Below are 15,138 nucleotides of genomic sequence, written 5' to 3' on the forward strand. Positions count from 1 at the left end.
ATGCGCATCTTTCCCATTCCCAATCGTGACCGCTTTTTCCTGACCGGCCTGATGCTCGGCCTTTCGCTCACCCTGACCGGCACGGCCCGGGCCAGCGGTTCCGGCATGCCCTGGGAGCAGCCGCTCCAGCAGGTGCTGGAATCCGTGCAGGGACCCGTCGCTAAGATCGTCGCGGTGATCATCATCATCGTGACCGGCTTGACGCTCGCCTTCGGCGAGACGGCAGGCGGCTTTCGGCGGCTGATCCAGATCATCTTCGGCCTGTCGATCGCCTTCGCCGCCTCGAGCTTCTTCCTGTCCTTCTTCAGCTTCGGCGGCGGAGCCCTCGTCGCATGAGCCACATCGAGGGCTTCGAGGCGCCGATCCATGCCAGCCTGGGATCGCCGATCCTGCTCGGCGGCGCGCCTCGCGGGATCGCGATCGTGAACGGCACGGTCGCGGCGGCGGTCGGCCTGGGCCTCCAGCAGTGGCTGGTCGGCATCGCGTTGTGGGCAGTCGGCCATAGCGTCGCGGTGTTCGCCGCACGCCGCGATCCTGATTTCGCGCCCGTGCTGCTCCGCCACCTGCGCCAGAAGGGGTATCTTGCGTGCTGAGCCTCGCCGAATATCGGCCACGCGCCGACCGCCTCGCCGATCATCTCCCCTGGGCCGCGCTGGTCGCGCCGGGCGTCATCCTCAACAAGGACGGCAGCTTTCAGCGCAGCTTCGCCTTCCGCGGTCCCGACCTGGAGAGCGCGACCGAAGCCGAGCTCGTCTCGGCCTGCGCGCGCGCCAACAACGTGCTCAAGCGGCTCGGTACGGGCTGGGCGCTGTTCTTCGAAGCCGAGCGGCGCGAGGCGCTGGGCTATCCGGAGAGCGCCTTTCCCGACGCCGCATCCTGGCTGGTCGAGCAGGAACGGCGGGCCGGGTTCGAGGCCGAGGGCCAGCATTTCGAGAGCATCTATCACGGCACGCTGACGTGGCTGCCGCCCGCCGACAGCAGCGATGCCGCCGGGCGGACACTGGTCGAACGGCCCGACGATGTGCAGGGCCGCGATTGGCGTGCGAGCCTCGCCGGCTTCGTCGCCGAAGCCGACCGCATGCTCGACCTTCTTTCCGGCTTCATGCCGGAGGTGCGCGCGCTCGATGACACCGAGACGCTGACCTATCTCCATGCAACGGTTTCCAGTCGCCGCCACGCGGTCGCGGTGCCGGAAACGCCGATCTATCTCGATGCACTGCTCGCCGACACGCCGCTGGTCGGCGGGCTCGAGCCCAGGCTTGGGCAGATCCATCTCCGCACGCTGACCGTGCTGGGATTCCCGAACCTGAGCCGGCCCGGCATCCTCGACGCGCTCAACCACCAGGACTTCGGCTACCGCTGGGTCACGCGCTTTATCGCGCTCGAAAAGACCGATGCGACCAAGGCGCTGACGAAGATCAGGCGGCAATGGTTCAACAAGCGCAAGTCGATCACCGCGCTGCTGCGTGAGGTGATGTACAACCAGCCGGTCCAGCTCCTCGACACCGACGCGGACAACAAGGTGGTCGATGCCGACCTCGCGCTGCAGGCCTTGGGCGGCGATCATGTCGCCTTCGGCTACCTGACCACCACGATCACCGTCGCCGATGCCGACCGGGCGCGAGTGGGAGACAAGGTCCGCTCGGTCGAGCGCATTGTCAACGGTCTTGGCTTCACCTGCGTTCGCGAAAGCCTCAACGCGGTCGAGGCCTGGCTGTCTTCGCTGCCCGGCCAGGCTTACGCCAATGTACGCCAGCCGCTGGTCCATACACTCAACTTGGCCCATCTCATGCCGCTGTCCTCGGTCTGGGCAGGACCGGCGGCCAACCGCCATCTCGGCGGGCCGCCGCTGCTCTACGCGCAGACAAGCGGATCGACGCCATTTCGCGTCTCGACCCATGTCGGCGACGTGGGGCACATGCTCGTCGTCGGGCCGACCGGCGCCGGCAAGTCTGTGCTGCTCGCACTGATCGCCCTGCAGTTCCGGCGCTACGCGAGAGGCCAGGTCTATATCTTCGACAAGGGCTTCTCGGCACGCGCGGCCGTGCTGGCGATGGGCGGTGCGCACCATGCCCTGGGGCTCGGCGCGGACAGTGGCGAAACCCTGGCGTTCCAGCCGCTGCACCGCATCGATGATCAGAGCGAACGCAGTTGGGCGGCGGAATGGATCGCGGCGCTGCTGGCGCACGAGAAAGTCGCGGTCACGCCCGAGGTCAAGGACGCCGTGTGGTCGGCGCTCGGCAGCCTCGCCTCGGCGCCGCCCCAGGAGCGCACGCTGACCGGGCTCGCCATGCTGCTCCAGTCGAACGCGCCCCGCACCGCGCTGACGGCCTATACGCTCGACGGACCTTATGGCCGCCTCCTCGATGCGGCCGAGCAGAATCTCGCGCTGGCCGATGTCCAGTGCTTCGAGACCGAGGTGCTGATGGGGCAATCCGGGGTGGTCGCCCCAGTGCTGACCTACCTCTTCCACCGGCTCGAGGAACGCTTCGACGGCCGTCCGACGCTGTTGGTGCTCGACGAGGCCTGGATCTTCCTCGACCATCCGCTCTTCGCCGCCCGCATTCGCGAGTGGCTGAAGACGCTGCGCAAGAAGAACGTCGCGGTGCTCTTCGCGACGCAGAGCCTCGCCGACATCGCCGACAGCAGCATCGCACCCGCCATCATCGAGAGCTGCCCGCAACGGATCCTACTGCCGAACGATCGCGCGATCGAGCCGCAGTCCCGTGCTGCCTACGAGCGGTTCGGCCTCAACGACCGGCAGATCGAGCTGATCAGCCGCGCCACGCCCAAGCGGCACTATTATCTGCAATCCGCACGCGGCAACCGCCTGTTCGAACTGGGCCTGGGTCCGGTTGCGCTGGCCCTGTGCGGTGCTTCGGATCCCGCAACCCAGGCGCGGATCGACGCTCTGCTGGCCGAGCATGGCCCCAAGGATTTCGCCGCCCGATTCCTTGAGGGAACCGGCCTCGATTGGGCCGCCGATCTCCTCGCCGATTTTCCCGTCCCCCAAGCCAAGGAGTAAAGTGTGATGCGTATTCCCACCCGCAAACATCTGGTCGCGTCCGCGCTCGGGTTTGCAGCCATCGGTTCGCTCACAGTCACGCTGATCGTGCCGAGTGCGCCCGCCCATGCGCAATTCACCGTGTTCGATCCGAGCAATTACAGCCAGAACCTGCTCACCGCCGCGCGAACCCTCCAGCAGGTCAACAACCAGATCCGCTCGCTTCAGAACCAGGCCCAGAGCCTGATGAACCAGGCAAAGAATCTCACCACGATCGGCTTTCCCGAGATCCAGGCGATCACAAGCACGCTCCAGCAGATCGACCAGTTGATGGGCCAGGCACAGGGCATCCAGTTCCGCGTCGACGGTCTCGACCAACAATTCCGCCAGCTCTTTCCCCAGAGCTTCAATCAGGCGCTGACCATGAACGGCCAGGTTGTTGCAGCGCGGACCCGGCTCGACACCGAGATGGCGGCCTACAAACAGACAATGGGCGTGCAGGCGCAGGTCGTCGAAAATGTCCAGGCTGACGCCCAGACCCTGGGTAGCATCGTATCGCGAAGCCAGGGCGCCGAAGGCGCGCTGCAGGTCAGCCAAGCCACCAACCAGTTGCTCGCGTTGACCGCCAAGCAGCAGTTCCAGATCCAGAATCTGATGGCGGCGCAATATCGCGCAGAAGCCATGGAAGCCGCCCGCCGTGCCCAGGCCGAGGCCGAGGGACGTGCTGCCACGACGAAGTTTCTCGGTACCGGCACCGCCTACACGCCCCAGTAGTCGGACGCCGGACAGGCGGCGGCGGTTTCGCCTCCCGCCGCCGTCGCCGCGGGCGGCGTGATGCTCCCCTTGCGCTCCCCGCGGCACCCCTCTTGATGGAAAAGTTACGTGAACGACCTCAGCGTCATCGACCGGTTCATGCAGGCCTTCATCCGCTACATCGACAGCGGGTTTGGGTTGCTGGGCGGCGACGTCCACTTCCTGACCGTCACGCTGATCGGCATCGACATCACGCTGGCCGGTCTGTTCTGGGCGATGGGCGGCGAAGACAATGTCATCGGTCGCTTCATCAAGAAGATCCTCTACATCGGCGCGTTTGCGTTCATCCTGAACAGCTTCTCGACCCTTGCCGACATCATCTTCAAGTCATTCGCACAGGCCGGCCTCACCGCCGGGGGCGGGACCCTATCGGCGGACGATCTGCTCAGGCCCGGCCGCGTCGCCTCGACCGGATTCTCGGCCGCGTGGCCGCTGCTCCAGCAGGCGTCGAGCATGATGGGGTTCGTCAGCTTCTTCGAGAATTTCCTGACGATCGCGGTGCTGCTGTTCGCCTGGGTGCTCGTCATCCTCGCCTTCTTCATCCTCGCCGTGCAGATGTTCGTGACGATTATCGAGTTCAAATTGACCTCGCTGGCCGGCTTCATCCTCGTGCCCTTCGCGCTCTGGAATCGCACCAGCTTCCTCGCCGAACGCGTGCTCGGCAACGTCGTCTCGTCGGGTATCAAGGTCATGGTGCTCGCCGTGATCGTCGGCATCGGCTCCAATTTCTTCGCCGAGTTCACGACCTCGATGCAGGGGCAGGAACCCGATCTCGGCGTCGCGATGAGCCTGACGCTCGGCGCGCTCTCGCTGTTCGGCCTCGGTATCTTCGGCCCCGGCATCGCCTCGGGCCTCGTGGCTGGCGCGCCGCAATTGGGCGCAGGTGCGGCGGTCGGTACGACCATCGGCGCGGCCGGCGTCGTCGCGCTTGGCGGCGGTGCCGCGATGGGCGCGGCCCGTGCAGTCGGTGGCGCTGCGCTCGGTGCGATCCGGGCCGGCACGACCATGGGTTCGGCGGCTTCAGCCTCCTACCAGCTTGGCCAGACCGCCGCTGGATCGTCGAGTGTCGGCGTCGGCATCGGGGGCATGGCGCAGGCAGCGGCGGGCGCGGCCCGCCAGAAAGCATCGACAGCGATGGGATTGGGCGAGGCTGCCGAGCGCGGTCGTGACGCCGCCTGGTCCGCGCTCAACGGCGGCGCCAATTCGAGGGGACCGGCTTCGGACGTCGCCCCCGACGGTGCTCCCTCCTGGGCACAGTCACTGCGTCGCCAGCAGGACTCCCGCCACCACCGCCATGTCGCCATGCAGACGCTGAAGGAAGGCGATCGCGGCGGCGCCTCCGCCACCCCCGACATCAAGGAAAGGGAAGATTGAGCCATGATCTTCAAGCCCCATGTTCTTTAAGCGCGCCGTCCAGCGCTACGCGCAGACACCCGAGCCCGAGACGCCCTATCAACGCGCCGGCCAGGCTTGGGATGACCGCATCGGATCGGCGCGTGTCCAGGCTCGTAACTGGCGGTTGATGGCGTTCGGCACGCTATCGCTGTCGACCGCCATGTCGGGCGCGCTCATCTGGCAGTCGCTGCAGAGCCGGGTCACGCCCTATGTCGTCGAGGTCGATCGCCTGGGCGAGGCCCGGGCAGTCACCGAGGCTGAAGCGGGCTATCACCCCACTGATCCCCAGATCGCATGGCATCTGGCGAAGTTCATCGAAATTGTCCGCGGGGTCTCGCTCGACCCGGTGCTGATGCGCCGCGATTGGCTGTCGGCCTATGACTTCACAACGACGCGAGGGAGCCAGTTCCTCGGCGATTATGCCCGGGCCGCGGACCCGTTCGCGAGGATCGGCGAGCGCACCGTGTCCGTTCAGGTGACAAGCGTCGTCCGAGCATCGGATCGCTCCTTCCAGGTCAAATGGACCGAGACGGCCTATGAGCGTGGAAGCGAGGCAGGCTCCTCCCACTGGACTGGCATCCTGACGATCCTGACGAAGCCGCCGGTATCGGCCGACACGCTCCGGAAGAACCCGCTCGGTATCTACATCGACGCCATCGACTGGAGCCGCGAACTCGAGCCCGCGGCATCGACTGCTCCCGCACGCTCCACGCAGCCGCCCAGCAACGTGCCGCTCGACCCGAACCTTGCCGCTCAACCGACCGTCAATACGGAGACCCAGCCATGAATCGAATTCGCGCAGCCACCGCGCTGCTGGCGCCTTACCTGATCCTTGCTGCCCAACCCGCAGAGGCGACTGCACACAAAACCACGCCGGTGGCCGCCGCCAATCGCGCAGCAACGATCGAACCGGTCGCGCAGGGCTTCATCAACGCCGTGCAGGTCTATCCGTTCGCCGACGGCGCCATCTATCATGTCATCACCGCCCCGGAGCGGGTGACGGACATCGCGCTGCAACCGGGCGAGACGCTGGTCGCCGTCGCCAGCGGCGACACGGTACGGTGGGTGATTGGCGATACCACCAGCGGATCGGGCGCGGAAAAGCGGACGCATGTGCTGGTGAAACCGTTCAGTGCCGGCCTGTCCACCAACCTTGTGATCACGACCGACCGGCGCAGCTATCACATCGCGCTGACCAGCATGACGAAGACGGCGATGGCCGCGCTCTCCTGGACCTATCCCCAGGATGCGCTGATCGCATTGCGGCGCGCCGCCGCCGCGACCGAAGCGGCGGCTCCGGTGGCGGCAGGGATCGAGGTTGAGCAGCTTCACTTCAACTATGCCGTATCGGGCGATCGACCGGCTTGGCGGCCATTTCGTGCTTTTGACGACGGGCGGCAGACGTTCATCGAATTCCCGGCGACGCTGGCCGTCGGCGAGGCGCCGCCGATTTTCCTGGTGGACCCAAAAGGCGAAGCCCAACTCGTCAACTATCGCGTGAAGGGACGCTTCTACGTCGTCGATCGCATCTTCGACGTTGCCGAACTTCGCTTCGGGACAAAGCACCAGCAGATTGTCCGCATCAGCCGGGTAGCGGAAAGCGCGCCCAAGCGGAGGGGATCATGACCGTCGAGGCGGCCGTGCCACCGGCACCCGAGACCCTCGCCGCACCGGGCAAAATGGACCCGGAAACGCTGGCGCTTCGCGCCCAGCCGGCGCGGGCGATCCGCTTCAAGCGGGGAGCCGTGGTGGCGATCGCGGCGCTCGGCTCCGTCAGCCTGATCGCGACCGCCTGGGCGGCGTTGCGGCCGTCCGCGCTGCACCTCGCCGGTCAAGCCGACGATCAGACGGCCACGGCGAAGGCGCCGGCTGATACACTGAGCGGGCTTCCGGGCAGCTATGGCGACGTGCCGAAGCTCGGACCACCCCTGCCGGGTGATCTCGGCCGGCCGATCCTCGATCATCAGCGTGCGATGGGCATCGAGCCGGCCAGCGGCGAAACGGCGCGCGCGGACCAGGCCGCTGCGACCGAGCGCGATCGACGGGCTGCGGAGTTGAAGGCGGCGCGCGAGTCGGGATTACTTGTGCAATCCGGCAATCGCACCGATCCGACCCGCAGCGCGGATGCGACACCATCCTCGCCACCGGTCGCAGCCACCGATGCGTCGCGGCTCGCGATCGATCCTGATCGCGATCCTAATGCCCAGCAGCGCAAGGCCGACTTCGTCGCGGCGCGCGATACTGGCGGCGATGTCAACGAGCATCGGTTGAGCCCGCCAGCGTCGCCTGACATGCTGTCCGCCGGTAGCGTGATCGCGGCGAGCCTGATTACCGGGCTCAGGTCCGACCTCCCCGGCCTCGTCACCGCCCAGGTGACGGAGCGGGTCTTCGACAGCGCGACGGGCAGCATTCTTCTCATTCCGCAGGGCGCGCGGCTGATCGGCAGTTACGATAGCGTCGTCGCCTTCGGGCAGAAGCGCGCACTGGTCGTGTGGCAGCGGATCATCTTCCCGGACGGCAGCTCGATCCGGCTCGACAACGTGCCCGCGACCGACCCGTCGGGCTATGCCGGGCTTGCCGACAAGGTCGACTTCCACACATGGGCGCTGCTCAAGGGTGTTGCGATTTCGACCCTGCTTGGCGTGGGCGCGAACGTGACCTTCTCCGGCGAGAGCGATCTGGTCCAGGCGATCCGCGAGTCCACCCAGCAGAATGTGTCGCGCGCCGGTGACCTGATCACGTCCCGCAACCTGCAAATCCAGCCGACGATCACGATCCGCCCCGGCGCCCCGGTCAGGCTGGTCGTGCATCGCGATCTCATCCTGGCACCCTGGAAGGAATAGGAACCTGATATGACCGATCTCAAGCTTCCTCGACTGCCCGACAGGACGCCGATCAAGTTGACCGTCAGCATAGCACCAGACCTACATTTGGCCTTGGCGGACTACGCGGCGATCTACCAGCAAGCATATGGCGACGAGCAGGCAATTGCCGATCTGGTCCCGCACATGCTCGCCTTCTTCCTCGCGAGTGATCGCGGTTTCGCAAAGGCGCGTGAAGGGCTCGCGGAGCGGCGCAAATGACCGTCGAACCCGACGCAGCGCAGCCGGAGAGATTGCTCAGGTTGGCGGAGGTTCGCCATCGGGTAGGTTTGGGCAAGACCATGATCTACGCCATGATTGGAGAGGGGCGCTTCCCGAAGCCATGCAAGATCACCGCCGCTGCGGCACGCTGGAGCGAGCGCGAGGTCGATGCCTGGATCGCGGGCGTCGTTCGCGATTCCCGGGCAAAATGATTGTCGATCAGGCGGCTTGGAGCATCGCGGGATCAGTGTCTGCGTGGCCAGCATTGTTGCGCTTCGCGCGGGCATTGAGCTTCTGGGTCGGCAGCAGGAAGTCCTGCCATTCCTGCATGAGCGAACGCCGCTTGATGAACGCGTCGCCACGGCGATAGGCCCGGGTGGTCTCGTCGCCGATCTGGTGGGCCAGCGCCTGCTCGACGAGCGACTCCGGATGATCGGTCATGTCGCCCATATAATCGCGGAAGCAGCTCCGCATGCCGTGGACGGTGAAATGTCCGAGGTTCATCCGTCGGAGGACCATCGTCATCGCCATCTGCGATAAGGGCTTACCCGGCTTCTGGCCCAGGAAGACATAGGCATCGGGTGCCTGATTTGAGACTTTTGCCTGTGCCTTGAGCAGCTCGACGGCTTTGCCGGGCAAGGGCACGCGATGCTCGATGCCCATCTTCATCCGATCGCCCGGCACGGTCCACACGGCCAGTTCGAGATCGAGTTCCGACCAGGTCATTTTCAGCGTTTCGTTGGTCCGGGTCGCGCACAAGATCGTGAGTTCGAGTGCCCGCGCAGCAGTCGCGGGGCGTCGTTGCAGCTGTCTCATGAAGTCCGGCAGATCATCATAGGGCATGGCCGCGTGATGCTTGACCTGGGATTTCTTTGGCCGGCGGGGCAGGAGATGCATCAGATTGCCGCGCCACCGGGCAGGGTTCTCCCATGGGCTGACGATATGCTTGGACGCCTTCGCCGCATCGAGGATGTTCTCGATCCTGCCCCGCAGGCGACCGGCCGTCTCGGGAACCTTGCGCCAGATTGGACGAAGGACGGTGACCACGTCGTCCGATGTGATCGTATCGACCGGCTTGTTCAGCAGCGACTTGGCATGCGTCTTGATCGTATTGCGCCACTGCTGCCGATGCTTGGGATTCTTCCAACCGTCCTCGTGGGCATCAATGTATGTATCGGAGAACTGGCCGAAGGTCGGAACGCCGGGAACCTCGTCCACGGCATCGTCGGTGGCTGCGGGAGCTTCCTGCTCAAGGTCTTTCGCGCGGCGCTCTTCGATGGGATCGAGCCCCTGTGCCAACAACGCACGAGCCTCGGCAGCGAGTTCACGGGCCGTCGCAAGTGTTATCTCGGAGGCGGCGCCCAGCCCCATCTCCCGGCGGCGTTTGGATCGTTCCCAGGCGAATACCCATTTCCGAGAGCCGCTGTTGTCAATGCGCAGCCAAAGGCCGCCGCCGTCACCATGCCAACCTGGTGCCTTGATCGTTTCCGCGCGACGGGCGCTCAGCTTGTGCATTGCGCGAGACATTCGAATCCTCCTTCGTCCTTCCATCGGCTTCAGTCCGGGTCCGTCCGGGTCTTGTTCGAATCCCGATCCCTCCGCCGACAGGCTCAGTCCGGGTTTCCGTCCGGGTTTGAGTCGCGGATTGGTGCGATCCACTCCGAACCGGTACGACCCGAATAATCCGATTGGACTTAGAAAAGCCGTTGTTTTACAAAGACTTTAGAGCATAAAAACGGCGGATTTGCTAGGCCGCGAAAAGGGGGGTACGAATCCCTCCGTCTCCGCCAAAAAAGGCGATGTTTTCAGGTGGTTAGCGTGGTGCCAATGGCTAGTGCCCACTCCAATGCCCACTTTCGAACGAGCGGTAGTGAGTTCGATTAGGTAAACGCGAAACGAGCCCCTGCCACGCGCTCCGATTCACGCCAGAGCACGGTCGCAAGGCCGACAGCGTGATTCACGCTACAGGCTATCGCGAACATCATGAATCGAACGGCCCGATCCGGGTGAACCTTCCGTCTGGAGCTGGGCCGCTTGCCGACTGTCCAGTTAGCCAAGGCCAAGCCAGGAAAGCTGCCTACCGTTGCTCTGCGTCGCCGTCCGAGGGTAATGCTGCGCACCGGTAAAGGCGCGCGGCAACAGGATCGTCGTGTTCAAGGCGGTTTCGAGTCAACCGTGCCATCTTTGCCCGGAGAGGGCCTCAATAAACGGCGCGGGATCGCCGGTCCTTGATCGACGTTGCGTGCGTAGCTTGCGGCTATTGGGCCAATACGGAGGAAAAAGGCTGGTGCAACTTGCCCAAGCTTGCCTATAGTGGTTCCGGGGGAAACAGGCGAAAGCGACCAGGGTGCACGGCGTCTTCCTATCGACGAGAGAGGATCCCGGTCATCCGCTGCCATCGCGCGCCGCTGCTTTTCGTTCATTGGCCGCTCAGTCCCGCCCGTTCATCAAGTATGTCTTGACGGCGTGGGCGGAGCGGGCGCAGCATCGAAAGGCGCAAAGCTCGACCCGAAGCCAAAAATTAACGCATTTTTGGGGGTTCTATGGCACTCATCCCACATCAGCTAGTTGTGGACCTAATATGACGGGCAGGCGTGCAGATCGCCGTGGCGACACGGCACAGCACAACGAGGGCGACCTTGTCGCTTTCGTTAGCGGCGCGCCCCCGGCCGATCATGGCGTCGTGACCATTGTCTTCACCGACGAGCAGATCGCGTACCTTGACGAGCGAATGCGTCTCGCCAGCCGCATCCGGCCGATGGGCCGGGTCGGCGGCTCAAGCTTGCGTCGCCACTGCCTGGATGGCTTGCAGACCCATTGACCTGGACCGCATTGCCGGTTCTCTCGCGCGTCGTCGGGTGCGAGGCTCCGTATTCCTTTTATTTCAGCCTGATCGAGCCGTTCTGGAAGTCGACCTCTAGCGACAGCGCTCCGCTGCATCGTCTAACGACGCTCGCCCGCAAACAGGGGGCTCGTGCGTTGCTGATCGAGGACGCGTCGGAGTTGCCGAGCGTCGCACAGGAGATTGCGACGCTCGATGAGCGGATGGGCGGTGGTGGCACAGCCGAAGCCATGCTCTTGTCGTTCCTGAACGAAATGCCCGAGAAGGAAGATATCCAGACGGTGGGCGATGCCTGCCTCATCGGGCAGTGCGCCCTGATAAATTACCGGCCAAGAGACGCCGTTGAATTCCAGACGACGTTTGTCTACGAAGCCTTCTTCGCGACCCCCTCGCTTGATAGCGGCACCCGGCTTCTCAACAATTTCATCAATTGTGAAGCCGTCTTTGAGGTCGCGGTGCATGGCCGGAAGTTTTGCATCAAGGGCCTGTATTATGCCCAGCAAAATGGAATCACTTCTGTGTGCGCGCATGCCTGCATTCGCATGGCGACGCGAACCCTCCATCCCAGCCAGCCGTCCCCGAGCACCGAGGAGATCAACAGGCTCGTGGGTGACCCGCCCCCCGCCGATGGGATGCTCGTCGAGCAGATCTCGAGCGCGCTCGCGACGATAACGCAGCGCGAAGTCGCGTTGGTTGACTGCACGTCGATCGAGCCGTCCGAATATGTTTCGGTGCTCACGGCTGCCGCTGACTCTGGCGATATCGCTTTGCTTGTATTCGAGACGGGCGCGCCGCCGCGCGACGGCGACGGCGAGGATCGCGCTGACGAGCCAGACGGTAGCGCCAACGACGACGCACCGGCGGAGATATCGCCGACCAACCATGTCGTGGTCGTCTACGGCTACACGCGAAACTCGGACGAGTGGCACCCCCAGGCAATTCCCGAATATACCGGTGAACCTTCGGCGCGGCATTGTCCGTCGAGTGCCTGGGTCGACCATTTCGTCATCCACGACGACAATTTCGGTCCCTACCTCGCACTGAGCAGCCGCGCCCTCGAAGCCGATCCGACGTTGCGTGCCGAGAAGATCCTGATCGTGCGACGGCTTCCCACGACGCTTGAAGCCCATGTCGCCGAGGCGGCCAGCGCGATCATCATGGGGCAGGCGACCCAAATGTTCGTCGATGACGCGCACGACAACAAATGGCTGAACTACCTGCTTCGCTACCGTAAGCCTCTCGTCACCCGCCCCGTGCTGCTGACCCGCGAGGAATATTGCGCGCACATCGGCGCCACGGTCGGGCACGACGGGTCGCACCTCAACGGGTCGATCCAATCACTCGGCGAGGCGCTCCCGGAAGTGATGTGGATGGTCGAACTCACCTTGCCCGACCTGTTCACCGGCAATCATTCCAAACTTGGAGAGATCCTGCTCGAAGCCGGTCATTCGGGCGGTGATTCCTTCTCGGTGGATCGCGTCCGCGGCGTCCGGCTGCCGTCGCGCTTCATGCTCGCCCACGGCGGCGAGGCGCGCAATCTTGGCGAGTTTCTTCAGGCGGGACACGGCGAGCCGCGGGATGTGCGCAACTTCCCGCTGACGAGCCATTCGCCGCTTTACGAGCGCCACCCGCCGGAAAGGCAGTGGTAGCTTGTCTGGGAAGCACATCGCGATCGTTGGTGCGGGACCGAAGGCTGCGGCGATCGCTGCCAAGGCTGATATCCTCAATCGCGTTCAGAAACCTCAGCTGCAGGTCACGATTTTCGAGCAATCCGCTGTCGCAGCGAACTGGTCTGGAAGGTACGGCTACACCGATGGCGAGGCGCGGCTGTGCACGCCTGCCGAACGCGACCTCGGCTTTCCTTATGACGCAGGCGTGTTCGATCCCCGGATCGCGGCGGCCATGTATGCCGAATATTCCTGGGGCGCCTACCTGCTCGAGCATGTCCGCGCCGACGCGCAATCCGGCTTCAATAACTGGGTGAATCGCGGCCGGTCGCCTCCGACGCATGCCGAATTTGCCGGCTACGTCGAATGGGCGATCGCGAAGTCGTCGGCTACGCTCGAGATCGGCACCGTGACGCGGCTAGAGCCCACGCCACATGGCTGGCGGATCCATCGCCGCGGGCCTGGCGGCCGCAGCCGATCGCAGGGCCTCTTTGACGGCGTCGTCTTCACTGGACCGGGCGCGCCGCTGCACCGGGTCGAGCGCCTCGGTACAAGCGCCCGGATCACGGACGGCCGCGATTTCTGGAAAGATCCCGACGGTTTCCTCGCCCAGCCGACCGCTTCCGACGAGCCGGTCATCATCTTGGGCGCGGGCGGCACTGCCGCGGCGATCGCGGCGCGGACGGTACGGGCACGGCCGCCGCGCGACATCCTCATCATCGGCGACCAGGCCGCGCTGTTCACGCGCTCGGAAGCATTTTTCGAAAGTCAGATCTTCACGGACGATGCGATCTGGGAGCGCCTCGAGCCGAACACGCGCCGCGGTTTCACTGACCGTCTCAACCGCGGAGTTGTATGGTCGACCATCTCCGACGAACTGGCGCGCTCGCCCAAGGTCCGCTTCGAGCCCGGCCGCGGCGAGAAGATCGAGGTGCGCACCGGCCTGGCGGGCGAGGAAATTCTCGTCGAATATCGCCGTTCGGGTAAGACGATCGGCACCTATGCGTCACTGGCGATCGACGCCTCGGGCTTTGACACATGGTGGTTCGCGACACTGCTGCCCCCCGCCATGCGGGACAGGCTGACGGCCGCGAATGCGAAGAAGCAGAAGGCGATGCGCGAAGCGGTGGCCGACGGAATGAGCAAATATCTCGAATTGTTCAACGAAGCTCCAGGACCTATCCACGCGCCGATGCTGTCACAGGCAGTCGGTCCCGGCTTCATGAGCCTGATGGCGCTGGGGGCGATGAGCGATCGAATCCTCGATCGCTATCTTCCATCCTATATCGCGTCTTGATTGGGGTGTACATATGTATATATAGGCGACTATGACGAACACCGCGCACAATCATGACGAGGACCAGGAGACAATGGTCCTGCGCACCGTGTACCTCCCCGCCGGTCTTGACGAGGAGTTGAAGAAGCTCGCCTTCCACGCATCAACCAGCAAGGGCGCCCTGATTCGTAAGGCGTTGCGCAAACTTGTCGATAACGAGGCTGCGCTCGCCGCCGCGAAGCAGCCGTCTGCCAAGAAAACGGCTGCCAAGGCGGCGAAGGCCGACTGACGCGTTCGCCGGACGCGTCAGGCCGTCTTTTCCTTGCGCGTCAGCAGGATTGTTCCGGCGGTGTTGAAGCCTAGGTCTTCGCGCCGCTGCGTCCAGTATTCGCCGCAGAGAGTATCATTGTCGCTGTCGTAGCGGATGATACCCGCGCCGAAATGGCGCCGGGAATCGGTGGCGGCCACCCGGCCCGGGTCGATTTGCTCGTAGACATAGGCAAGCTCGGGCAGGTCCGGCTTACTCCAGCGCGGGCGCACGAATTGGCTGCGGCTGATCCGCGCCGACCCGTGGGGCTCCAGTCGAAGAGAAAACAGGATGAGCGACGAGCGAATGACCACCGAGGCCCGGATCACGCTCTCCGCCTCTTCCTCAGCGCTCAGCGTGTCGCGTAGCGCATCGAACCGTGACGCTTTGCTGAGTGCAGCCTCGTGCATCTTGCGGATACGCGGCCAGTTCGAATGAATCTCCGCGTCCCACTCGCCGTCTAGCAGAGGGAACCACCAATATCTGGCGAAGCTGATCCCGTGCGCGAGCGCGAAGACGCGTGGGATGCACAGCGCGCCGATCACCAGGTTCACCGCCAGTATCACCGACCCGCGCCTTGCCCAGATTTCCCCCGACGAGGCGCCGCCATCGACGAGCACGATTGCGCAGATCAGGCCGACGACGAGCGTCACGCCTGCCACGATCAACATTGAGCGGTTCAGCGCAAATACCATTGCGGGGCACTCCTTCCTGTTCCACGCTTGTTCTTGCAAGGGCTGGCAGAACGTGT

Annotated in this window: 16 protein-coding genes; 14 read left to right on the forward strand and 2 right to left on the reverse strand. The window is 64.5% G+C overall.

Annotation, left to right across the window (positions count from 1 at the left end):
• The 10 genes from GQY20_RS01850 to GQY20_RS01895 all read left to right on the forward strand — a co-directional run bounded on the left by GQY20_RS01850 (position 1) and on the right by GQY20_RS01895 (position 8,507).
• Positions 1–336: a TrbC/VirB2 family protein gene (locus GQY20_RS01850; RefSeq protein ID WP_157215337.1), complete on the forward strand. Its 336-nt coding sequence runs from the start codon at positions 1–3 to the stop codon at positions 334–336.
• Positions 333–593: a VirB3 family type IV secretion system protein gene (locus tag GQY20_RS01855; RefSeq protein WP_157215338.1), complete on the forward strand. Its 261-nt coding sequence runs from the start codon at positions 333–335 to the stop codon at positions 591–593. Before GQY20_RS01850 ends, GQY20_RS01855 begins: the two co-directional genes overlap by 4 nt.
• Positions 587–3,025, forward strand: coding sequence for a conjugal transfer protein TrbE (trbE, locus tag GQY20_RS01860; protein ID WP_157215339.1), 2,439 nt, complete (start codon positions 587–589; stop codon positions 3,023–3,025). Before GQY20_RS01855 ends, trbE begins: the two co-directional genes overlap by 7 nt.
• Positions 3,026–3,031: 6 nt before the next feature.
• Positions 3,032–3,778, forward strand: a complete 747-nt coding sequence (trbJ, locus tag GQY20_RS01865; RefSeq protein ID WP_157215340.1) for a P-type conjugative transfer protein TrbJ — start codon at positions 3,032–3,034, stop codon at positions 3,776–3,778.
• Positions 3,779–3,886: 108 nt separating this feature from the next.
• Complete coding sequence (gene trbL / locus GQY20_RS01870; RefSeq protein WP_157215341.1) at positions 3,887–5,191, forward strand: P-type conjugative transfer protein TrbL; 1,305 nt, start codon at positions 3,887–3,889, stop codon at positions 5,189–5,191.
• 19 nt (positions 5,192–5,210) lie between these two features.
• A complete protein-coding gene (trbF, locus tag GQY20_RS01875; protein WP_157215342.1) occupies positions 5,211–5,999 on the forward strand; it encodes a conjugal transfer protein TrbF in 789 nt (262 codons plus the stop codon).
• On the forward strand, positions 5,996–6,838 hold the full coding sequence (gene trbG / locus GQY20_RS01880) for a P-type conjugative transfer protein TrbG (RefSeq protein ID WP_157215343.1): 843 nt from the start codon (positions 5,996–5,998) through the stop codon (positions 6,836–6,838). Before trbF ends, trbG begins: the two co-directional genes overlap by 4 nt.
• The gene (locus GQY20_RS01885; protein ID WP_157215344.1) at positions 6,835–8,055 is read left to right on the forward strand and encodes a TrbI/VirB10 family protein; all 1,221 of its coding nucleotides are present in this window, start codon (positions 6,835–6,837) and stop codon (positions 8,053–8,055) included. Before trbG ends, GQY20_RS01885 begins: the two co-directional genes overlap by 4 nt.
• A 9-nt stretch (positions 8,056–8,064) precedes the next feature.
• On the forward strand, positions 8,065–8,295 hold the full coding sequence (locus GQY20_RS01890; protein WP_157215345.1) for a DUF2274 domain-containing protein: 231 nt from the start codon (positions 8,065–8,067) through the stop codon (positions 8,293–8,295).
• Complete coding sequence (locus GQY20_RS01895; RefSeq protein WP_157215346.1) at positions 8,292–8,507, forward strand: helix-turn-helix transcriptional regulator; 216 nt, start codon at positions 8,292–8,294, stop codon at positions 8,505–8,507. The genes GQY20_RS01890 and GQY20_RS01895 overlap by 4 nt, the downstream gene beginning before the upstream one ends.
• A gap of 7 nt (positions 8,508–8,514) precedes the next feature.
• Here the strand turns inward: GQY20_RS01895 and GQY20_RS01900 are convergent, their stop codons facing one another.
• On the reverse strand, positions 8,515–9,822 hold the full coding sequence (locus GQY20_RS01900; protein ID WP_157215347.1) for a tyrosine-type recombinase/integrase: 1,308 nt from the start codon (positions 9,820–9,822) through the stop codon (positions 8,515–8,517).
• Between the two features lie 1,054 nt (positions 9,823–10,876).
• On the opposite strand from GQY20_RS01900, the gene GQY20_RS01905 reads away from it, so the two are divergent.
• From GQY20_RS01905 to GQY20_RS01920, 4 genes are read left to right on the forward strand one after another with little or no spacing between them, the layout of a single operon-like run.
• The gene (locus GQY20_RS01905; protein WP_157215348.1) at positions 10,877–11,116 is read left to right on the forward strand and encodes a hypothetical protein; all 240 of its coding nucleotides are present in this window, start codon (positions 10,877–10,879) and stop codon (positions 11,114–11,116) included.
• Positions 11,113–12,786: a hypothetical protein gene (locus tag GQY20_RS01910; protein WP_157215349.1), complete on the forward strand. Its 1,674-nt coding sequence runs from the start codon at positions 11,113–11,115 to the stop codon at positions 12,784–12,786. The genes GQY20_RS01905 and GQY20_RS01910 overlap by 4 nt, the downstream gene beginning before the upstream one ends.
• Before the next feature lies 1 nt (position 12,787).
• Entirely contained in the window at positions 12,788–14,101 is a 1,314-nt protein-coding gene (locus GQY20_RS01915) for a SidA/IucD/PvdA family monooxygenase (RefSeq protein ID WP_157215350.1), read from the forward strand.
• A 31-nt stretch (positions 14,102–14,132) separates the two neighbouring features.
• A complete protein-coding gene (locus GQY20_RS01920) occupies positions 14,133–14,369 on the forward strand; it encodes a hypothetical protein (RefSeq protein WP_157215351.1) in 237 nt (78 codons plus the stop codon).
• A gap of 17 nt (positions 14,370–14,386) precedes the next feature.
• Here GQY20_RS01920 and GQY20_RS01925 read toward each other — a convergent pair whose 3' ends face one another.
• Positions 14,387–15,082, reverse strand: a complete 696-nt coding sequence (locus GQY20_RS01925; RefSeq protein WP_157215352.1) for a hypothetical protein — start codon at positions 15,080–15,082, stop codon at positions 14,387–14,389.
• Between the last annotated feature and the right edge of the window lie 56 nt (positions 15,083–15,138).

Origin of the sequence: Flavisphingomonas formosensis, from assembly GCF_009755815.1 — a bacterium.
GTDB lineage: Bacteria > Pseudomonadota > Alphaproteobacteria > Sphingomonadales > Sphingomonadaceae > Flavisphingomonas > Flavisphingomonas formosensis.